The organism is Pseudomonas sp. DCB_AW (assembly GCF_026240895.1).
GTDB lineage: Bacteria > Pseudomonadota > Gammaproteobacteria > Pseudomonadales > Pseudomonadaceae > Aquipseudomonas > Aquipseudomonas kermanshahensis.
The window spans coordinates 233,223-248,307 of record NZ_JAPFCE010000001.1 but is presented as its reverse complement, the minus strand read 5'-3'; the positions used below and the strand labels follow the sequence as shown (position 1 = coordinate 248,307).

Sequence of the window (15,085 nt, the reverse complement as noted above, 5' to 3'; positions counted from 1 at the left end):
GGCGGATCGGGCTCCTTGTTCCGCTTGCAATTCACATTAAGCGGGCATGTTACTCGCAATGTGCCGCTGGTTGTGAGGCCCGGTATTGACGCGTACCATGCCGGCATTCCTTCCAATAACAAACCCGTGCCTCAGCGCGGCCGATACTTGGCCCCTGACGCGCGTTTTTTCGCCATGCCTGCGGAGACTAGAACCCCACCCATGAACGGACCCCTACCCACCGATGTGCCGCCGACCACCGGTAACGGCAGCTGGCTGAGCGTGATCGCCCTGGCCCTCGCGGCCTTCATCTTCAACACCACCGAGTTTGTCCCGGTGGCGTTGCTCAGCGACATTGGCCGCAGTTTCGACATGAGCACTGCCCAGGTCGGCCTGATGCTGACCATCTATGCCTGGGTCGTGGCCCTGGCGTCGCTGCCGATGATGCTGCTGACCCGCAACATCGAGCGCCGGCGCCTGCTGCTGTTCGTGTTTCTGGTGTTCATCGTCAGCCACCTGTTGTCGTGGCTGTCGCAGAGCTTTGCCATGTTGCTGGTGAGCCGCATCGGTATCGCCTTGGCCCACGCCGTGTTCTGGGCGATTACCGCGTCGCTGGCCGTGCGTGTGGCGCCGCCTGGCCAGCAGGCCAAAGCGCTGGGCCTGCTGGCCACCGGCACTACCCTGGCGATGGTGTTGGGTATCCCGCTGGGCCGTGTGGTGGGTGAGGCCCTGGGCTGGCGCGTGACGTTCCTCAGCATTGCCGGGGTGGCATTGGCCACCATGCTGTGCTTGATGAAGTCGTTGCCGCTGCTGCCCAGCCAGAACTCCGGTTCGCTGCGCAGTTTGCCGATCCTGTTCAAGCGCCCGGCCCTGGTGATCACCTACCTGTTGGTGACGCTGGTGATCACTGCGCAGTTCACCGCCTACAGCTACATCGAACCGTTTGCCCTGCATGTGGCGCAGATCAGCGGTGAGCGCACCACGTTGCTGCTGCTGTTGTTTGGTGGCGCCGGCGTATTCGGCTCGGTGCTGTTCAGCCGTTACAGCGACCGCTTCCCCCAGGGTTTTCTGGTGGGCTCGATTGGCCTGCTGGCGGCCTGCCTGCTGTTGATGTTGCCGTTGTCGGGCAACTTCTATGCGTTTGCTGTGTTGAGCATGTTCTGGGGCGTGGCGATCTTGAGCTTCAGCCTGTCGCTGCAGTCCAAGACACTGAAGTTGGCGTCCGATGCCACGGACGTGGCCATGGCCTTGTTCTCGGGCATTTACAACATCGGTATTGGTGGCGGGGCATTGCTGGGCAGTATCGTCAGCAGCCAGATGGACGTGGCCGACATCGGCCTGGTCGGAGGCTGTGTCGCGGTTGTCGGGTTGCTGCTGGCGGCGGCCAGTACCCGGCGGTTTCGTGATGCCTTAGGTGGCTGATTTGCCTGTACAGGCCTCTTCGCGGGCAAGCCCGCTCCCACAGGATCCCCATCAGTCTGGAGAGTAGTTCAGTACCTGTGGGAGCGGGCTTGCCCGCGAAGAGGCCGGCAAAGCCAACATCACAATCAACCCAGCAGCGTCGCCCAAGCCGACACCAGCAACACCACCGCCAACCCCCGGTTGAACCACAGCAACCGCGCAGGCGCTTGCAACCAGCGTGCACTTCCCACCCCCAGCAGTGCCCAGGCCGTCATGCACGGCAGGGCAATCAGCAGAAACACCAGCGCCAACTGCCACACCGGCAGTGCCGGCGCGGCAAATACCCCGATCACGGCCACGGCCATCATCCACACTTTCGGGTTCACCACTTGCAGCGACGCCGCGCTGAGCGCATCCAAAGGCTTGTCTGCGTTGATGTCCACGGGCTGCCCAGCGCTGCGCAGAATGCGCCACGCCAGCCAACTCAACCACAGCACGCCGGCCCAGCTCATCAGCCGCTGGGCCAGTGGATGGCGCAGTAACAGCTCGCCCAGCCCCAGCCCGACCAGCAACACCACGGCCGCCGCCGCGCCACAGCCGGCCAGGATGGGCGCCACGCTTGCCCGCAAGCCCTGCCGTGCGCCATGTGCCAGGATCAACAGATTGGTCGGCCCGGGGCTGATGCTGGCCACCAGGGCGAAGAGGATGAAAGGCAACAACGTCTGCGACATGGCACAAGGCTCCGAGGGTTCGAAGCGCCATGTTCGCTGCCCGGCTGCAGTCAGTCTGGAAGGTTTGAGCAGCGCCTGCGGTAGTCGGCCGGGGTCAACCGATACGCCCGGCGGAACCAGCGCCCCAAGTGGCTCTGGTCGGCAAAGCCCAGCGCCATGGCCACTTCAGCAGGTGTCTGGCCTTGGCTGAGCAGGCGCCGCGCGCGGGCCAGGCGCAACTGGATCAGGTAGGCGTGCGGGGCCAGGCCGAAGGCGGCTTTGAACGCCCGGGTCAGGCGAAAACGGTCGACGCCGCAGGCCTGGGCCAGGTCTTCCAGGCCGATGTCGCGGTCCAGGTGAGCATGCAGGTAGTCACGCGCCCGCTGCGCGGTCAACGGCAGGCGCGGGTCGGGGTTGACGCGTTTGCGCCAGTGCAGATGGCGGGTCAGGCAGGCCAGCAGGTCGTCCATGGCGGTCTGGCGGACAATGCGCAGGTCCTGGTAGTGCACGCTGTTAAAGGCCAGCGCGGTGGCGCGGGCCAGGCGCTCATCGTGGCACAAGGTATCGGCAAAGCTGGGCAGGCCGGCGCTGGGTGCGTGTTCGAACAAGGCCCGCAATTGATCGTCCAGCCAGGCAGGCTCCAGGTACAGCGTCGAGTAGGTGAAGCCTTCCTCGGTCGGTGCAAGGCCGTCGTGGATGTCGCCGGGCTCGAGCAGAAACACCTGGCCCGGCGTGCTGCGATGGCGTACCCGCCGGCAGTTGAACTGCTGCACACCTTGCTCGGTGACGCCGACCAGGAAACTGTCGTGCCAGTGCGGGTCGTAGGCATGCCCGACAAAATGCGCGCGGACCGACTCGATGCCGGTGTCGGCGTCTTGTTTGAGGTCGATCCAGTTGCTCATGGGGGCAGGCCGTGGGGGTAAAACGCTACCTTAGCGCACGCGTGGGGTTCAGTCTGGAACGATTGTGCAGCCCTTGTTCAGCAGCCGCGGCCGCAGGGCCTCGAAGCGTTCGCGCAGCCACAGGTGCAGCTGTGTCACTGCTGGCGTCAGCTGCTTGCGGTGCGGGCAGACCAAGGTGACCGGCGTTGGCTCGCCCAGGTATTCGGGCAGCAGAATCTCCAGTGCGCCTGCCTCGATGTCGGCGCTGACATCCAGCCACGACTTGTAGACGATACCTTCACCCAGCAGCGCCAGGCGGCGGATCACATCGGCGTCGTCGCTGACCAGCGGCCCACGCACCTGCACGGTGCGGTTACCCACCCGCCATTTGTCATAGACCCGGTTCTGTTGCATGTACAACAGGCAGGCATGTTGCTGCAGGGCCTCTGGCGTCAGTGGCCGGCCGTGGCGCGCGAGGTAATCGGGGGAAGCGACCAGTACCCGGCGGTTCCAGTTGGCCAGGGGCAGGGCGATGTAGTTGGCATCTTGGTTGAGGCCGTAGCGGATGGCGATGTCCACCGGGTCGCGATTAAGGTCGGCCATCTGGTCGGACAGAAAGAAGCGCAGGTGCAGCGCTGGGTGCTCGCGGCGAAAGGCGCTCAACCAGGGCAGCAGCATGTTGCGGCCCATGTCCGAAGGGGCTGAAACCTGCAGGATGCCGCGCAAGCTACTGGCATTACCGTGCAGGTCCTCGCGGCCCTGGCGCAGGCTTTCCAGCACATTCTGCGCGGTCGGCAAGTACAACTCGCCCGCAGCGGTCAGGCGCAGGCTGCGGGTGGTCCGCGCAAACAGGCGCACGTCCAGCTCGCGCTCCAGGCGTTTGATGGCGGCGGCCACCTGGCCCGGCAGCAGTTCGGCCTCATGGGCGGCGGCAGTGAAGCTGCCCAGCACGCTGCTGCGTACGAACAGTTCAAGGTCGGTGATGCGCAGCATTTTCACTCGCAGGATGAAAGTGTTGCTGTAGTTTGCCGGTTTTTCTTATCTGCAGGAAAGATAAGATGCGCGACAAATCCCGTTTCATTGCAGGAGTTGTTGCATGGATACCGTTTCCCTGGCCAAGCGCCGCTACACCACCAAGGCTTATGACGCCTCGCGTCGCATTCCCCAGGCCACCCTCGATGCGTTGCTCGAGCAACTGCGCCACAGCCCATCGTCGGTCAACTCACAGCCTTGGCACTTCATCGTCGCTGACAGCGCCGAAGGCAAGGCGCGGTTGGCCAAGAGCACCCAAGAGCGCTTCGCCTACAACACGCCGAAGATTCTCGATGCGTCCCATGTGATCGTGTTCTGCACCCGTACCGAGATGACCGAGGCCCATTTGGATGCGGTGCTCGCGCAGGAAGCCGCTGATGGCCGTTTTCGCGATGAACAGGCCCGCGCCGGGCAGAACCAGAGCCGTCGTCACTACGTCGACCTGCACCGCTTCGACCAGAAAGACGTGCAGCACTGGATGGAAAAGCAGACCTACCTGGCCTTGGGCACTGCACTGCTTGGGGCTGCGGCACATGGCCTGGATGCGACGCCGATCGAGGGCTTCGACAGCAAGGCGCTGGATGCCGAGCTGGGGCTGCGCGAGCAGGGCTACACCAGTGTGGTGATCATGAGCCTGGGCTATCGGAGTGAGGCTGACTTCAATGCGGGGCTGAGCAAGTCGCGGTTGCCGGCTTCGAAGGTGTTTACCTTTCTCTGAGCGCCTTTCTCTGAGCCTGTAGGAGCAGCCTTGTGCTGCGAAGAGGCCGGTGAAAGCAGCCAAGATTCGCTGTATTTCACCGGCCTCTTCGCAGCGCAAGGCTGCTCCTACATCGGCCTAGGACGTCGGCGCCAGCTTTACCACAACGACACTGACGCCGCTGTCACAGCCCTGGCAAACACCTCGATTGCCTTGTCCACTTCAGCCTCGGTGCTGAACCGCCCAATGCTCAACCGCACGCTGTTACGTGCCCGGCTTTCATCCAGCCCCAGTGCCAGCAGCACATGCGATGGCGCATTGCTCGCCGAATTACACGCTGACGTGGTCGACAATGCCAACTCACTGGCCAACGCTGCACTGTTGAAGCCTCGGCTCTGGATGCACAGGTTCAAGGTATGCGCAATGCGCTGTGTGTCGCAACCATTGAGGCTGACCGCTGGCAAGGCCAACAACCCATCGCGCAGCTTCTGGGACAGGTGCTCGATGCGCTGGTGTTCGCTGTCCCCCGGCTGGCCGGCCAGGGCAAAGGCGCTGCCCATGCCGACAATCTGGTGGGTCGCCAGGGTGCCCGAACGCAGCCCGTGTTCATGCCCGCCACCGTGCATCTGCGCACGCATCAGCTCGCGCGCGCGCGGCCCGACGTAGAGCGCGCCGATGCCTTTTGGGCCGTAGACTTTGTGGGCCGAGAACGACATCAGGTCCACCGCCATTGCTGCCAGGTCGATGGCCAGTTTGCCCACCGCCTGCGCGGCGTCCACATGCAACAGCGCACCGTGGGCACGCACGCGCTCGCCAATCGCCGCAAAATCGGTCACGGTGCCCAGTTCGTTATTGACCGCCATCAGCGAGACCAGGCGGGTATCGGCCTGCAGTGCCGCCTGCACGGCTTCAGGCTGGATCAGGCCCGAAGCATCCACAGCCAGGCGGGTAACGGCCCAACCTTGGCGCTCCAGTTCAGCGACCGTGTCGAGCACGGCCTTGTGTTCCAGCTGGCTGGTGATCAGGTGTCCCGGCTCGCCAATGCCCTGGGCGATGCCCTTGAGCGCAAGGTTGTTGGACTCGGTAGCGCCTGATGTCCACACCAGCTCATCGGCGCGGGCGCCGACGCGTTCGGCGACCTGCTGGCGCGCCTGCTCCACAGCATTGCGGGCTGCTTGGCCATAGGCGTGGCCACTGGATGCGGGGTTACCGAAGTTGGCTTGGCGGCCAAGGCAGGCGAGCATCGTTTCGATGACGCGGTCGTCAACGGGCGTGGTGGCGGCGTAGTCGAAGTAGAGCGGGGCGCTGGGCATGGGGCGGGTCCGTGTCTGTCACGTGGGATTCAGTGATCGTTGCAGTAAGCGTACCCGGCCCTTGGCCAACAATTTTTGCCTTCTGTTTAGTTGATTCGCACCTGTTTGGTAAATAATTCTTCTAATTTAGGCTGGTGGAGAAAAAAATTCTCCAGCAGACAGGCGTCCGTCCCATCACAGCAGCGTCAGGCCGGTTCCAGCGTGCGTTCTTCCTCCGCCACCACCCGTTCGCACAACTCGATGATCTGCTCGCGCATCCAGCGGTTGGCGGGGTCCTGATCCGTGCTTTCATGCCAGTACAGGTGGGTTTCCAGCGCTGGTACATCCACAGGCAACGCCTGGTAGCGCAGTTGATGGCGGCGGGCGAAACGCTCGGGGACGGTCATCACCATGTCGGTCTGCTGCAGCACCTGCGACGCCATCAGGTAGTGCTGGGAGCGCAAGGCCACCTTGCGTTGCACGCCCATCTTGCCCAGGGCCAGGTCCACATAGCCGAGGCCATTGCGGCGGCTGGAGATATGGATATGGGTCATGCCCAGGTAGCTGTCGAGGGTCAGTTTGCTGTCGGCCAGCGGGTGGCCCTGGCGCAGGGCGCAGACATAGCGGTCTTGCATCAGTTTGACGTGGCGTACCTGCGGGTCGGTGTTCAGCGGGGCGTCGACGGCAAAGTCCAGCCGCCCGGCTGCCAGTTCCTTGGTGGTTTCGCGACGTTTGCACAGGAAGCTCTCGATCAGCACCGAAGGCGCCAGGCGGCGCAGGCGCTGGAACAGCGGCGGCAGGATCACCGCCTCGGTCAGGTCGGTCATGCTGATGCGGAAGGTCTTGTTGGCCTGTTGCGGGTTGAAGATGCGGCTTTCTTGCACCGAGGTGCGCAGCAGGGCAAGGGCGTTGCGCACTGGGCCGATGATGTTCTGCGCCATCGGCGTGGGCACCATGCCTTGTGCGGTGCGCACGAACAGCGGGTCGTTGAAGGTTTCGCGCAGCCGCGACAGGGCATTGGACACCGCCGGTTGGGTGATGCCGACAATTTGCCCGGCGCGGGTCAGGTTGGCTTCGGTGTAGATCGCGTCGAAGACGATGAACAGGTTGAGGTCGACCTTGCTGAGGTTCATGTGCGCCGCTCGTTGTTGGAATTATTGCCCGATCATATATCGGTTATGAATGTTTATACACGCGGAAAATAGACTAGGTGGATGGGCGCGTGCTGCTCTAGGCTCTGGCCCATGTCCTACGAACCGTGAAGGTAGCCCCGATGGATTTCGCCTATTCGCCCAAGGTCCAGGCATTGCGTGAGCGCGTCACCGCGTTCATGGATGCCTATGTCTATCCCGCCGAGGCGGTGTTCGAGCGCCAGGTCGCCGAGGGGGATCGCTGGCAGCCCACCGCGATCATGGAAGAGCTCAAGGCCAAGGCCCGCGCCGAGGGGCTGTGGAACCTCTTCTTGCCTGAGTCGGAGTACGGCGCCGGGCTGAGCAACCTGGAATATGCCCCGCTGGCCGAAATCATGGGCCGCTCGCTGCTCGGGCCAGAGCCGTTCAACTGCTCGGCACCGGACACCGGCAACATGGAAGTGCTGGTGCGTTATGGCAGCGAGGCGCAGAAACGCCAGTGGCTGGAGCCCCTGCTGCGCGGGGAGATCCGCTCGGCCTTCGCCATGACCGAGCCGGACGTGGCCTCCTCGGACGCCACCAACATGGCCGCCACCGCTGTGCGTGATGGCGATGAGTGGGTGATCAATGGCCGCAAGTGGTGGACCTCCGGGGCCTGTGACCCGCGCTGCAAGGTCATGATCTTCATGGGCCTGTCCGACCCCGAAGGGCCGCGCCATCAGCAGCACTCGATGGTGCTGGTGCCAACCGACGCGCCTGGCGTGAAGATCGTCCGGCCGCTGCCGGTGTTCGGTTACGACGACGCGCCGCATGGCCATGCCGAGGTGTTGTTCGAGAACGTGCGGGTGCCTTACGAGAACGTGATTCTGGGTGAGGGCCGTGGCTTCGAAATCGCCCAGGGCCGCCTCGGCCCAGGCCGCATCCACCACTGCATGCGCTCGGTCGGCATGGCCGAACGGGCGCTGGAATTGATGTGCAAACGCTCCGTGGAGCGCACAGCCTTCGGCCGCCCGCTGGCCCGCCTGGGCGGCAACGTCGACAAGATCGCCGACTCGCGCATGGAAATCGACATGGCCCGCCTGTTGACGCTGAAAGCGGCCTACATGATGGACACGGTCGGCAACAAAGTGGCCCGCAGCGAAATCGCGCAGATCAAAGTAGTGGCGCCGAATGTGGCCTTGAAGGTGATTGACCGGGCGATCCAGATGCATGGTGGCGCCGGGGTGAGCGGTGATTTCCCACTGGCGTATATGTACGCCATGCAGCGCACCTTGCGCCTGGCCGACGGGCCGGATGAAGTGCATCGGGCCGCGATTGGAAAGTATGAGATTGGCAAGTATGTGCCGGTGGAGATGTTGCGTAGTTCCAAGTGATTTGTAAGCAGATTTCGTAATTGCTGTAGGAAGTGTCTGGTTTTGACGTTCAGGCACTAAAAGCGCTGTTGCAGCTGTTAGGTTTCGACACCTCACCTATGCACAGAGAGCGTGTCGATGCGTGTCAACCTGGGAGGAAAAGGTCAGGCGGTAGACGGTGATGTCACCACGACGGGCGCTGTTTGCATCGCGACTGATCCCTGCTATTTGAGCGACGGGCGTAGGGTGCTCAGGGAGGGCGACAGGACAACACCCTGTCCCCTCTGCGGCGATGAAGGGACCGTCGCTGAAGGCGTTTTGCATTTCTTCTCTGATGGCCATGCCGTGGCCATGGATGGGGCGCTGGTGAACTGTGGTTGCCCGCCCGGTAGTAACCGAGTCGTAGCACCGCTGGATGTGGCACCGCCACCTCTGCGGACTTTGGCGTCTAACCGCGTAATGTCTATTGTGCCATCCGCGGGTGCTCAAGCAGGCAACTGCTCGCGAGGGTCAGTTACAGCATTGCCGGGGACAATGGAACCGGGCTTTTATGTGGTTCCCAGAAGTATGTCGTTCTCTCAGGTTCTGCTGCGGTTGGCCGAGCAGGACGCCACGTTACCCATTTCCCGTTTGCAGCGGCTTAATCCTACCTACGATCAAGGATTCAAGGCTGGGGAAATTTTCGTCATTGGTGACCCAGATAATGGCGATGCCTGTACCCGTGAGGAAGCCAAGCTGATGGCTGCCGCTCAGGACGCCCGGCACGCGTTGGCGGCGCTGGATTTTGCCGAATCGGATTTCATGATGAAGCACCAGGCTGATATTGCCGGCTTGCTCAGCAATGCCAGCCAATCGATGGGCGTGGGCAAGGACATGCTGGATCAAGGGTTGAAACAGGTCCGCAACACCTTGAACCAGATCGAGCAATTGCATCAGCGCGAGTTTATGCGGCATGGGCACTTGAACAGTCGCGAATTCTTCGTCTCGCGGCGTGAGCTGTTGCAGCAACTGGATGGACAGTTGAAGGCGGCATTGCTTAACAAGCAGCTGAACTTGGGGAGTTATGAGCGGCTGAAGAAGAGTCTGAATATTTCGACCAAGAGCCTGGTGCACCATTGGTCGAAAGCGGGTGGGGCGGGGCAGATACCGGGGTATGCGACGCACTTGGACAGGGTTGCGAAACTTAGTCAGTATTTAAAGTCTGGTGGACATGTGGGGGTTGGGATCGGCGGCACTTCGTCGTACTTGAAGGTTCAGGACGTATGTCGAGCGGGTGAGACCGCCGCTTGCAAGAGAATTCGGTTCACTGAAGCGGGCAGTTTTTCCGGTGGATTTGTCGGAGGGACACTTGCTTCTGCAGCTGTAGGCACGGTAGCCGGTACTTTGTGCGGCGCTTTGTCCATTGGGACGGCAGGTCTCGCCATACCGATATGCGGGATCGTATTAGTTGGGGCAGGAGGCCTAGCAGGAAGTACTGCTGGCGCGGCATTTGGTGAGTCAGCGGGAGATTTTATTTACGAGGTCACCCATGATTGACATTACGGGCTGGCCAGCAATGGCAAAGCTTATGCTTTTACTCAGCCCCTTTGTAATAGGTCTGCCGGGAATTGCTATAAGTGCATATATAACCATGACTAAGGATTACGAGGTTGCCTGTTCGGCTATCACCAGTAATCCTTATTTTCAAACAGTAAAGGGTGCTTGGCGGAGTGGCGGTTTCAAGTGGCGATGGCTTCTTGTTTGCACGGTGAGTGGGCTCGTTGCGTTTCCTTGGATCGAATCGCGTGCAGGGCGCTTGGATTTGAAGGAGCTGGCGGCTTTACCGCTTTGCCTTAAGCGCAAGCTTGCACTCTCAGCGTGGCTGAGCATGGCGGGCACTATTTGGATGTTTGTTATATGGGCACTGTTCAAATATAAGTAGCCGATTCAGACCCGCAATTGCGGGTCTTTCTCTTTTTTATCACCCTCAGCTTTCCCCGCCGAAAGCGGCTCCATGCTGGCCTCATCCACCGCTACCTTACCCCCCCGCGTCTTGACCAACGACACCACCACCCCACCCAGCAACAACCCAAACGTCACCCCCAGCGACAGCAACGCCGGCACCTTGCCGACCATCCCGTGGTAGAAGATCTTGCAACCAATGAAGATCAACACCAACGCCAGCGCGTACTTGAGGTAGATAAACCGGTGCATCAACGCCGACAAGGCGAAGTACAGCGAGCGCAAGCCGAGGATGGCAAAGATGTTCGAGGTATAGACAATGAACGGGTCCTGGGTAATGGCGAAGATCGCCGGCACGCTGTCGACCGCAAACACCAGGTCGGCCAGTTCGATCAGTACCAGGGCCAGAAACAGCGGGGTGGCATACCGCAGCGCCTTGCTTTGCCCTGGCGGGGTCTGGCGCACGAAGAAGTGCGAGCCGTGGATCTGGTCGGTAACCCGCATGTGCCGGCGCACGAATTTCAAGATTGGGTTGTTGGCCAGGTCCGGATGGCTGTCCTCCTTCGACAGTGCCATCTTCACCCCGGTAAACAGCAGGAAGGCGCCAAAGATGTACAGTACCCATTCGAAGTTCTGCACCAGTGTCGCACCCACGCCGATCATGATCGCCCGCAGGAACACTACGCCCAGGATGCCCCAGAACAGCACGCGGTGCTGATAGCGGCGGGGGATGGCGAAGAAGCCGAAGATCATCGCCATGACGAACACGTTGTCCATCGACAGCGACTGCTCGACCAGGAACCCGGTGTAGAACTCCAGCGCCGACTGCGCGCCCAGCTCATACCAGACCCAGACGCCAAACAGCACGCCGACACTGAAATAGCCCGAGTAGAGCAGCAGGCTTTCGCGCATTTCGATCTCGCGGTCCTGGCGGTGCAGCACGCCCAGGTCGAGTACCAGTAAACCGATGACGATGGCGATGAACACCAGCCACAACCAGGTGCTGGTACCGAGAAACGGAGTGGTGAGGAATGTCTGCAGAGCCGTCATGAGCCCCTCCTTGATTGTCGACGTTGCAAGGCAACAGTGATCCGACATGGCGGCTTGGCAGCCGTCAGAGGGGCCCGGTATCACATGGGCTTGAGCCTAGTCCCGTTTGCGCGGGATGCCGAATGCAGACCTGTTACATTTCTTTGCCTGGCACCCGGCGGGTGACGCCTTAATACACCCACACTTCTACCCGCCGATTGCGCAAGCGGCCTTGCTCCTGGTCGTTCCCTGCCACGGGCAGTTCGTCGCCCATGCCGGTCACTTCCAGCACGTCCACGCCATCGCGTGCCAGCTCGCGACGAACCGCCAACGCCCGTAAGCGCGAAAGCAGCGCCGCGCGCCCGGGTGTCTCCTTGGGGTCACCAAAGCCCACCAGCACCGCCTTGCTCTGCAGCTTGCCGGCCTGGCGCAGGTACTCGGCTACCCGCTGCACATCGCGCAACGCTTTGTTGTCGAGGCTGGCGCTGCCCTCCTGAAAGCGAAAATTCACGCTCAACCGCTGCGCTTGCTCGGCCAGTGTGCGGTAGCGTGGCGGCATGTCGGCCTGTGGGGGGACCGCTTGGGCCTTGACCTGCTGCGAAACGAAACCCAGTTGCGCGACGATGGCCTGGCCGGCTGGGCTCTGGGCGAAGTCGGCCAGGGCCTTGGCCTGAGGCTTGGGGTTGGCTGGCAGGTAGAAATACAGGCGCCGCGATAGTGGGTAGTCCTCGCTGGCCACGAGCGAGCGCTGCGGCAGCATGGCCGGTGCATCGCCCTGGGCGACGGCCAGCACCTTGGCCCCGTGTACTGCCGCCAGGCTGCTGAAACCGATGGCCTGGCGGTCGGCGGTGACCCGCTCGGCCAGCGTGTCGCTGGATTCAAAACGCTGAGCCTTGGCAGACAGCTCGCCTTGATTAGGGTCGAGCACCAGTGCCTTGAAGGTTTCGAAGGTGCCGGAACGGTCGTCGCGGGCATAAAGGTGAATCTTCCCACCCGCAATGCCCACCTGGTCCCAGCGCTGGATGTGCCCGGAGAAGATCTGCGCCAGTTGCAGCGTGGTCAGTTGCGGCACTGGGTTGTCGGGGTGGACGATCACCGCCACGCCATCGAGGCCGATGACCTGTTCGGCGCTGGCCGCACGCAGGTCACCCAGGGCATGCAGTTGCTGAACTTCTGTATCGTTGATCGGCCGCGAGGCGGCAGCCAGGTCGGCCTCGCCCCGGCCCAACGCTGCAAAGCCGGTGCTGGAACCATGCGCGGCGATGTCGATACGCAGCGGTTGCCCGCGAACGTCGCGGGCGGTGATGACGGTTTCGTTAGTGTGTGTGCCGGGGACCTGTTCAATCGCCGTTGCACCTTGAGCCCGTAATTGCCCTTGCACCAAAGCCGGCAGCAAGGCCGCGCCGATGGTGTTGGAGCCCTGCACGCGCAAATGCGCAAAATCGGCCAGAGCCGACAGCGGAAGCAGGGCAAGAAGAATGAGCAGCAGGCGGGGCATGCCGGGCAACCTATGGCACAGAGTTGCCCGGCAGATTACGACGGTGGCGTGATAGAAATATGACAGGCAGTTGGGAGGGCGTTAATCCTGTGGGAGCTGGTTTGCCCGCGAAGAGGCCGGTACAAGCACCACAAGACAGGTGCTCCCACAGGTTGCTGCTAAATCAGTGCGCGCCTGCCGACTTGCTCAGGTCACTCTCCGCCCACTCGGTATAGATGCAGGCATCGGCCACGGCCCAGCGCACGTTCACGGTATCCCCCGGCTGCATCGGCATGCCTGCCGCAGACAGCGCCTTCACGGTCATTTCGGTACCGCCGGCAGTGACCACATGGCACGTTTGGCTTTCACCCAGGAACAACACTTCGGCGACCTTGGCCCGCACCTCGTTCCAGCCCGCTGGCAGGGGTTGCGCGGCGGCTTGGGCGGCGGTCAGTGCCAGGGCTTTTTCCGGGCGTACCATGATCAATGCCTGCTGCTCGGCAGCCAACCCGGCGGTCAGACGGATGGCCACCGGCTGGCCCTCGAAACTGCCCGCGCCATTGCTGCTGGCCTTGATCCGCAGGAAGTTGGAATTGCCCAGGAATGAGGCGACGAACGCGTTCGGCGGGTTCTGGTAAAGGTCATAGCCACTGCCCAACCCAACGATCTTGCCATGGCTGAAGATGGCGATGCGCTGGGACAGGCGCATGGCCTCTTCCTGGTCGTGGGTGACGTAGACGATGGTGATGCCTAAGCGGCGGTGCAACTGGCGCAGTTCGTCCTGCAGGTCCTCACGCAGCTTTTTATCCAATGCGCCGAGCGGCTCGTCCATCAGCAGGATGCGGGGCTCATAAACCAGCGCGCGGGCGATCGCCACCCGTTGCTGTTGGCCGCCCGACATTTGCGAAGGCTTGCGGTGAGCGAACTTTTCCAGCTGCACCAGCTTGAGCATGGCATCGACCCGCTTGTTGATCTCGGCGGCGCCGAGTTTGCGGATGGCCAGGGGGAAGGCGATGTTGTCACGCACGTTCAGGTGCGGGAACAGCGAATAACGCTGGAACACCATGCCGATATCACGCTTGTGCGGCGGTACGTTCACCAGCGACTGGCCCTCGACCAGAATCTCGCCGCTGCTGGGGGTTTCGAAACCGGCTAGCATCGACAGGGTGGTGGACTTGCCCGAACCGCTGGAGCCGAGGAAGGTGAGGAACTCGCCGTCCTGGATTTCGAGGTCCAGGTTGTCCACGGCGGTGAAGTCGCCGTAGTGCTTGTTCAGGCCGCGCAGGCTGACCAGGGTCTTGTTGTGCGCGTTGTCTTTGATCACTGCACTCATTGTTGTTTTCTCCGGGCGCTCAGGCGTTGACTTCGGTGCGCCGGCGCAAAGCGGCGGCAATGACCATCACAAGCAGGGACAGGCCGATCAGCAGCGTCGAGGCGACGGCGATCACCGGGCTCAGGTCCTGGCGCAGGGTGGTCCACATCTTCACGGGCAGGGTCTGCAGGTCGGGGCTGGCCATCATCACGCTGAGCACCACTTCATCCCACGAGACGAGGAAGGCGAACAGGCCGCCGGCGATCATGCCCGGGCGAATGGCCGGGAAGGTCACCTTGAAAATCGCCTGCAGGCGCGAGGCGCCGCAGATGACCGCGGCATCTTCGATCGACTGGTCGAACAGCTTCAGCGAGTTGATGATCGAGATAATGGTGAAGGGCAGGGCGACGATCACGTGGCTGACCACGAACGCGAACAGCGTGCCGGTGTAGCCCAGTTTGAGAAACAGCGCATACACCGCGACGGCGATGATCACCAGCGGCACGATCATCGGCATGGTGAACAGGCCGTAGAGCATCTCACGGCCGGGGAAGCGGCCGCGCACCAGGGCAAACGCCGTCGGCAGGCCCAGCAGCACTGCGGCAACAGTGGTCAGCACGGCGACCTTGAGGCTGGCCAGGGCGGCATCCATCCACTCCGGGTTAGAGAAGAACTGGCCGTACCACTTGAAGGTCCAGCCCGGCGGTGGGAACACCAGCCACTGCGAAGAGCCGAACGACAGCAGCACGATGAACACCACCGGCAGCAGCAGGAAGGCCGCGATGACCCCGGTGGTCAGGTACAGGCCCGTACGCAGCGGGCGGCCCATGGCATTGGGTGACAGGAGCATGG

At 62.3% G+C, this 15,085-nt stretch carries 14 protein-coding genes; 5 read left to right on the top strand and 9 right to left on the bottom strand.

Translation table 11 applies throughout. The annotated features are described in order from the left end of the window. The first annotated feature begins 201 nt into the window (after positions 1-201). The gene (locus OO306_RS01150) at positions 202-1,401 is read left to right on the top strand and encodes a sugar transporter (protein ID WP_027593822.1); all 1,200 of its coding nucleotides are present in this window, start codon (positions 202-204) and stop codon (positions 1,399-1,401) included. Positions 1,402-1,526: 125 nt separating this feature from the next. Here OO306_RS01150 and OO306_RS01145 read toward each other — a convergent pair whose 3' ends face one another. Genes OO306_RS01145 through OO306_RS01135 form a run of 3 tightly spaced genes read right to left on the bottom strand, consistent with a single transcriptional unit; the run spans position 1,527 to position 3,964 of the window. After that, positions 1,527-2,111, bottom strand: a complete 585-nt coding sequence (locus OO306_RS01145; protein WP_265967441.1) for a LysE family translocator — start codon at positions 2,109-2,111, stop codon at positions 1,527-1,529. A 50-nt stretch (positions 2,112-2,161) separates the two neighbouring features. Continuing rightward, positions 2,162-2,992 carry an AraC family transcriptional regulator gene (locus OO306_RS01140; RefSeq protein ID WP_099429858.1) on the bottom strand — a complete coding sequence of 277 codons (831 nt, stop codon included), beginning with the start codon at positions 2,990-2,992 and terminating at the stop codon, positions 2,162-2,164. 48 nt (positions 2,993-3,040) lie between these two features. Next, on the bottom strand, positions 3,041-3,964 hold the full coding sequence (locus OO306_RS01135; RefSeq protein WP_265967440.1) for a LysR family transcriptional regulator: 924 nt from the start codon (positions 3,962-3,964) through the stop codon (positions 3,041-3,043). Between the two features lie 103 nt (positions 3,965-4,067). Here OO306_RS01135 and nfsB point away from each other — a divergent pair, with 103 nt between their 5' ends. Continuing rightward, positions 4,068-4,721 (top strand): oxygen-insensitive NAD(P)H nitroreductase, encoded by a 654-nt coding sequence (gene nfsB, locus OO306_RS01130; RefSeq protein ID WP_099429856.1) that lies wholly within the window; start codon positions 4,068-4,070, stop codon positions 4,719-4,721. A 137-nt stretch (positions 4,722-4,858) separates the two neighbouring features. On the opposite strand, the gene OO306_RS01125 is transcribed toward nfsB, so the two are convergent. Both OO306_RS01125 and OO306_RS01120 read right to left on the bottom strand, forming a co-directional pair. After that, positions 4,859-6,013: a cysteine desulfurase family protein gene (locus OO306_RS01125; protein WP_265967439.1), complete on the bottom strand. Its 1,155-nt coding sequence runs from the start codon at positions 6,011-6,013 to the stop codon at positions 4,859-4,861. Between the two features lie 185 nt (positions 6,014-6,198). Continuing rightward, positions 6,199-7,125, bottom strand: a complete 927-nt coding sequence (locus OO306_RS01120) for a LysR family transcriptional regulator (RefSeq protein ID WP_085273280.1) — start codon at positions 7,123-7,125, stop codon at positions 6,199-6,201. A gap of 140 nt (positions 7,126-7,265) precedes the next feature. Here OO306_RS01120 and OO306_RS01115 point away from each other — a divergent pair, with 140 nt between their 5' ends. The 3 genes from OO306_RS01115 to OO306_RS01105 all read left to right on the top strand — a co-directional run bounded on the left by OO306_RS01115 (position 7,266) and on the right by OO306_RS01105 (position 10,395). Beyond that, positions 7,266-8,495 carry an acyl-CoA dehydrogenase gene (locus OO306_RS01115; RefSeq protein WP_085273281.1) on the top strand — a complete coding sequence of 410 codons (1,230 nt, stop codon included), beginning with the start codon at positions 7,266-7,268 and terminating at the stop codon, positions 8,493-8,495. A 117-nt stretch (positions 8,496-8,612) separates the two neighbouring features. Beyond that, positions 8,613-10,010: a PAAR domain-containing protein gene (locus OO306_RS01110; protein ID WP_265967438.1), complete on the top strand. Its 1,398-nt coding sequence runs from the start codon at positions 8,613-8,615 to the stop codon at positions 10,008-10,010. Then, entirely contained in the window at positions 10,003-10,395 is a 393-nt protein-coding gene (locus OO306_RS01105; protein WP_265967437.1) for a hypothetical protein, read from the top strand. The genes OO306_RS01110 and OO306_RS01105 overlap by 8 nt, the downstream gene beginning before the upstream one ends. A gap of 5 nt (positions 10,396-10,400) precedes the next feature. Here OO306_RS01105 and OO306_RS01100 read toward each other — a convergent pair whose 3' ends face one another. From OO306_RS01100 to OO306_RS01085, 4 genes are all read right to left on the bottom strand, one after another. Continuing rightward, positions 10,401-11,465: a TerC family protein gene (locus tag OO306_RS01100; protein WP_265967436.1), complete on the bottom strand. Its 1,065-nt coding sequence runs from the start codon at positions 11,463-11,465 to the stop codon at positions 10,401-10,403. A gap of 169 nt (positions 11,466-11,634) precedes the next feature. Then, on the bottom strand, positions 11,635-12,942 hold the full coding sequence (locus tag OO306_RS01095; protein ID WP_265967435.1) for a substrate-binding domain-containing protein: 1,308 nt from the start codon (positions 12,940-12,942) through the stop codon (positions 11,635-11,637). Between the two features lie 163 nt (positions 12,943-13,105). Continuing rightward, positions 13,106-14,254: an ABC transporter ATP-binding protein gene (locus OO306_RS01090; protein ID WP_027593812.1), complete on the bottom strand. Its 1,149-nt coding sequence runs from the start codon at positions 14,252-14,254 to the stop codon at positions 13,106-13,108. 19 nt (positions 14,255-14,273) lie between these two features. Continuing rightward, positions 14,274-15,083 (bottom strand): ABC transporter permease, encoded by an 810-nt coding sequence (locus OO306_RS01085; protein ID WP_027593811.1) that lies wholly within the window; start codon positions 15,081-15,083, stop codon positions 14,274-14,276. Between the last annotated feature and the right edge of the window lie 2 nt (positions 15,084-15,085).

Coding starts and splice junctions, on each gene's coding strand:
- nfsB (WP_099429856.1), top strand. CDS start 4,068: ATGGATACCGTTTCCCTGGCCAAGCGCCGCTACACCACCAAGGCTTAT.
- OO306_RS01085 (WP_027593811.1), bottom strand. CDS start 15,083: ATGCTCCTGTCACCCAATGCCATGGGCCGCCCGCTGCGTACGGGCCTG.
- OO306_RS01145 (WP_265967441.1), bottom strand. CDS start 2,111: ATGTCGCAGACGTTGTTGCCTTTCATCCTCTTCGCCCTGGTGGCCAGC.
- OO306_RS01140 (WP_099429858.1), bottom strand. CDS start 2,992: ATGAGCAACTGGATCGACCTCAAACAAGACGCCGACACCGGCATCGAG.
- OO306_RS01110 (WP_265967438.1), top strand. CDS start 8,613: ATGCGTGTCAACCTGGGAGGAAAAGGTCAGGCGGTAGACGGTGATGTC.
- OO306_RS01120 (WP_085273280.1), bottom strand. CDS start 7,125: ATGAACCTCAGCAAGGTCGACCTCAACCTGTTCATCGTCTTCGACGCG.
- OO306_RS01100 (WP_265967436.1), bottom strand. CDS start 11,465: ATGACGGCTCTGCAGACATTCCTCACCACTCCGTTTCTCGGTACCAGC.
- OO306_RS01105 (WP_265967437.1), top strand. CDS start 10,003: ATGATTGACATTACGGGCTGGCCAGCAATGGCAAAGCTTATGCTTTTA.
- OO306_RS01090 (WP_027593812.1), bottom strand. CDS start 14,254: ATGAGTGCAGTGATCAAAGACAACGCGCACAACAAGACCCTGGTCAGC.
- OO306_RS01115 (WP_085273281.1), top strand. CDS start 7,266: ATGGATTTCGCCTATTCGCCCAAGGTCCAGGCATTGCGTGAGCGCGTC.
- OO306_RS01095 (WP_265967435.1), bottom strand. CDS start 12,942: ATGCCCCGCCTGCTGCTCATTCTTCTTGCCCTGCTTCCGCTGTCGGCT.
- OO306_RS01135 (WP_265967440.1), bottom strand. CDS start 3,964: ATGCTGCGCATCACCGACCTTGAACTGTTCGTACGCAGCAGCGTGCTG.
- OO306_RS01125 (WP_265967439.1), bottom strand. CDS start 6,013: ATGCCCAGCGCCCCGCTCTACTTCGACTACGCCGCCACCACGCCCGTT.
- OO306_RS01150 (WP_027593822.1), top strand. CDS start 202: ATGAACGGACCCCTACCCACCGATGTGCCGCCGACCACCGGTAACGGC.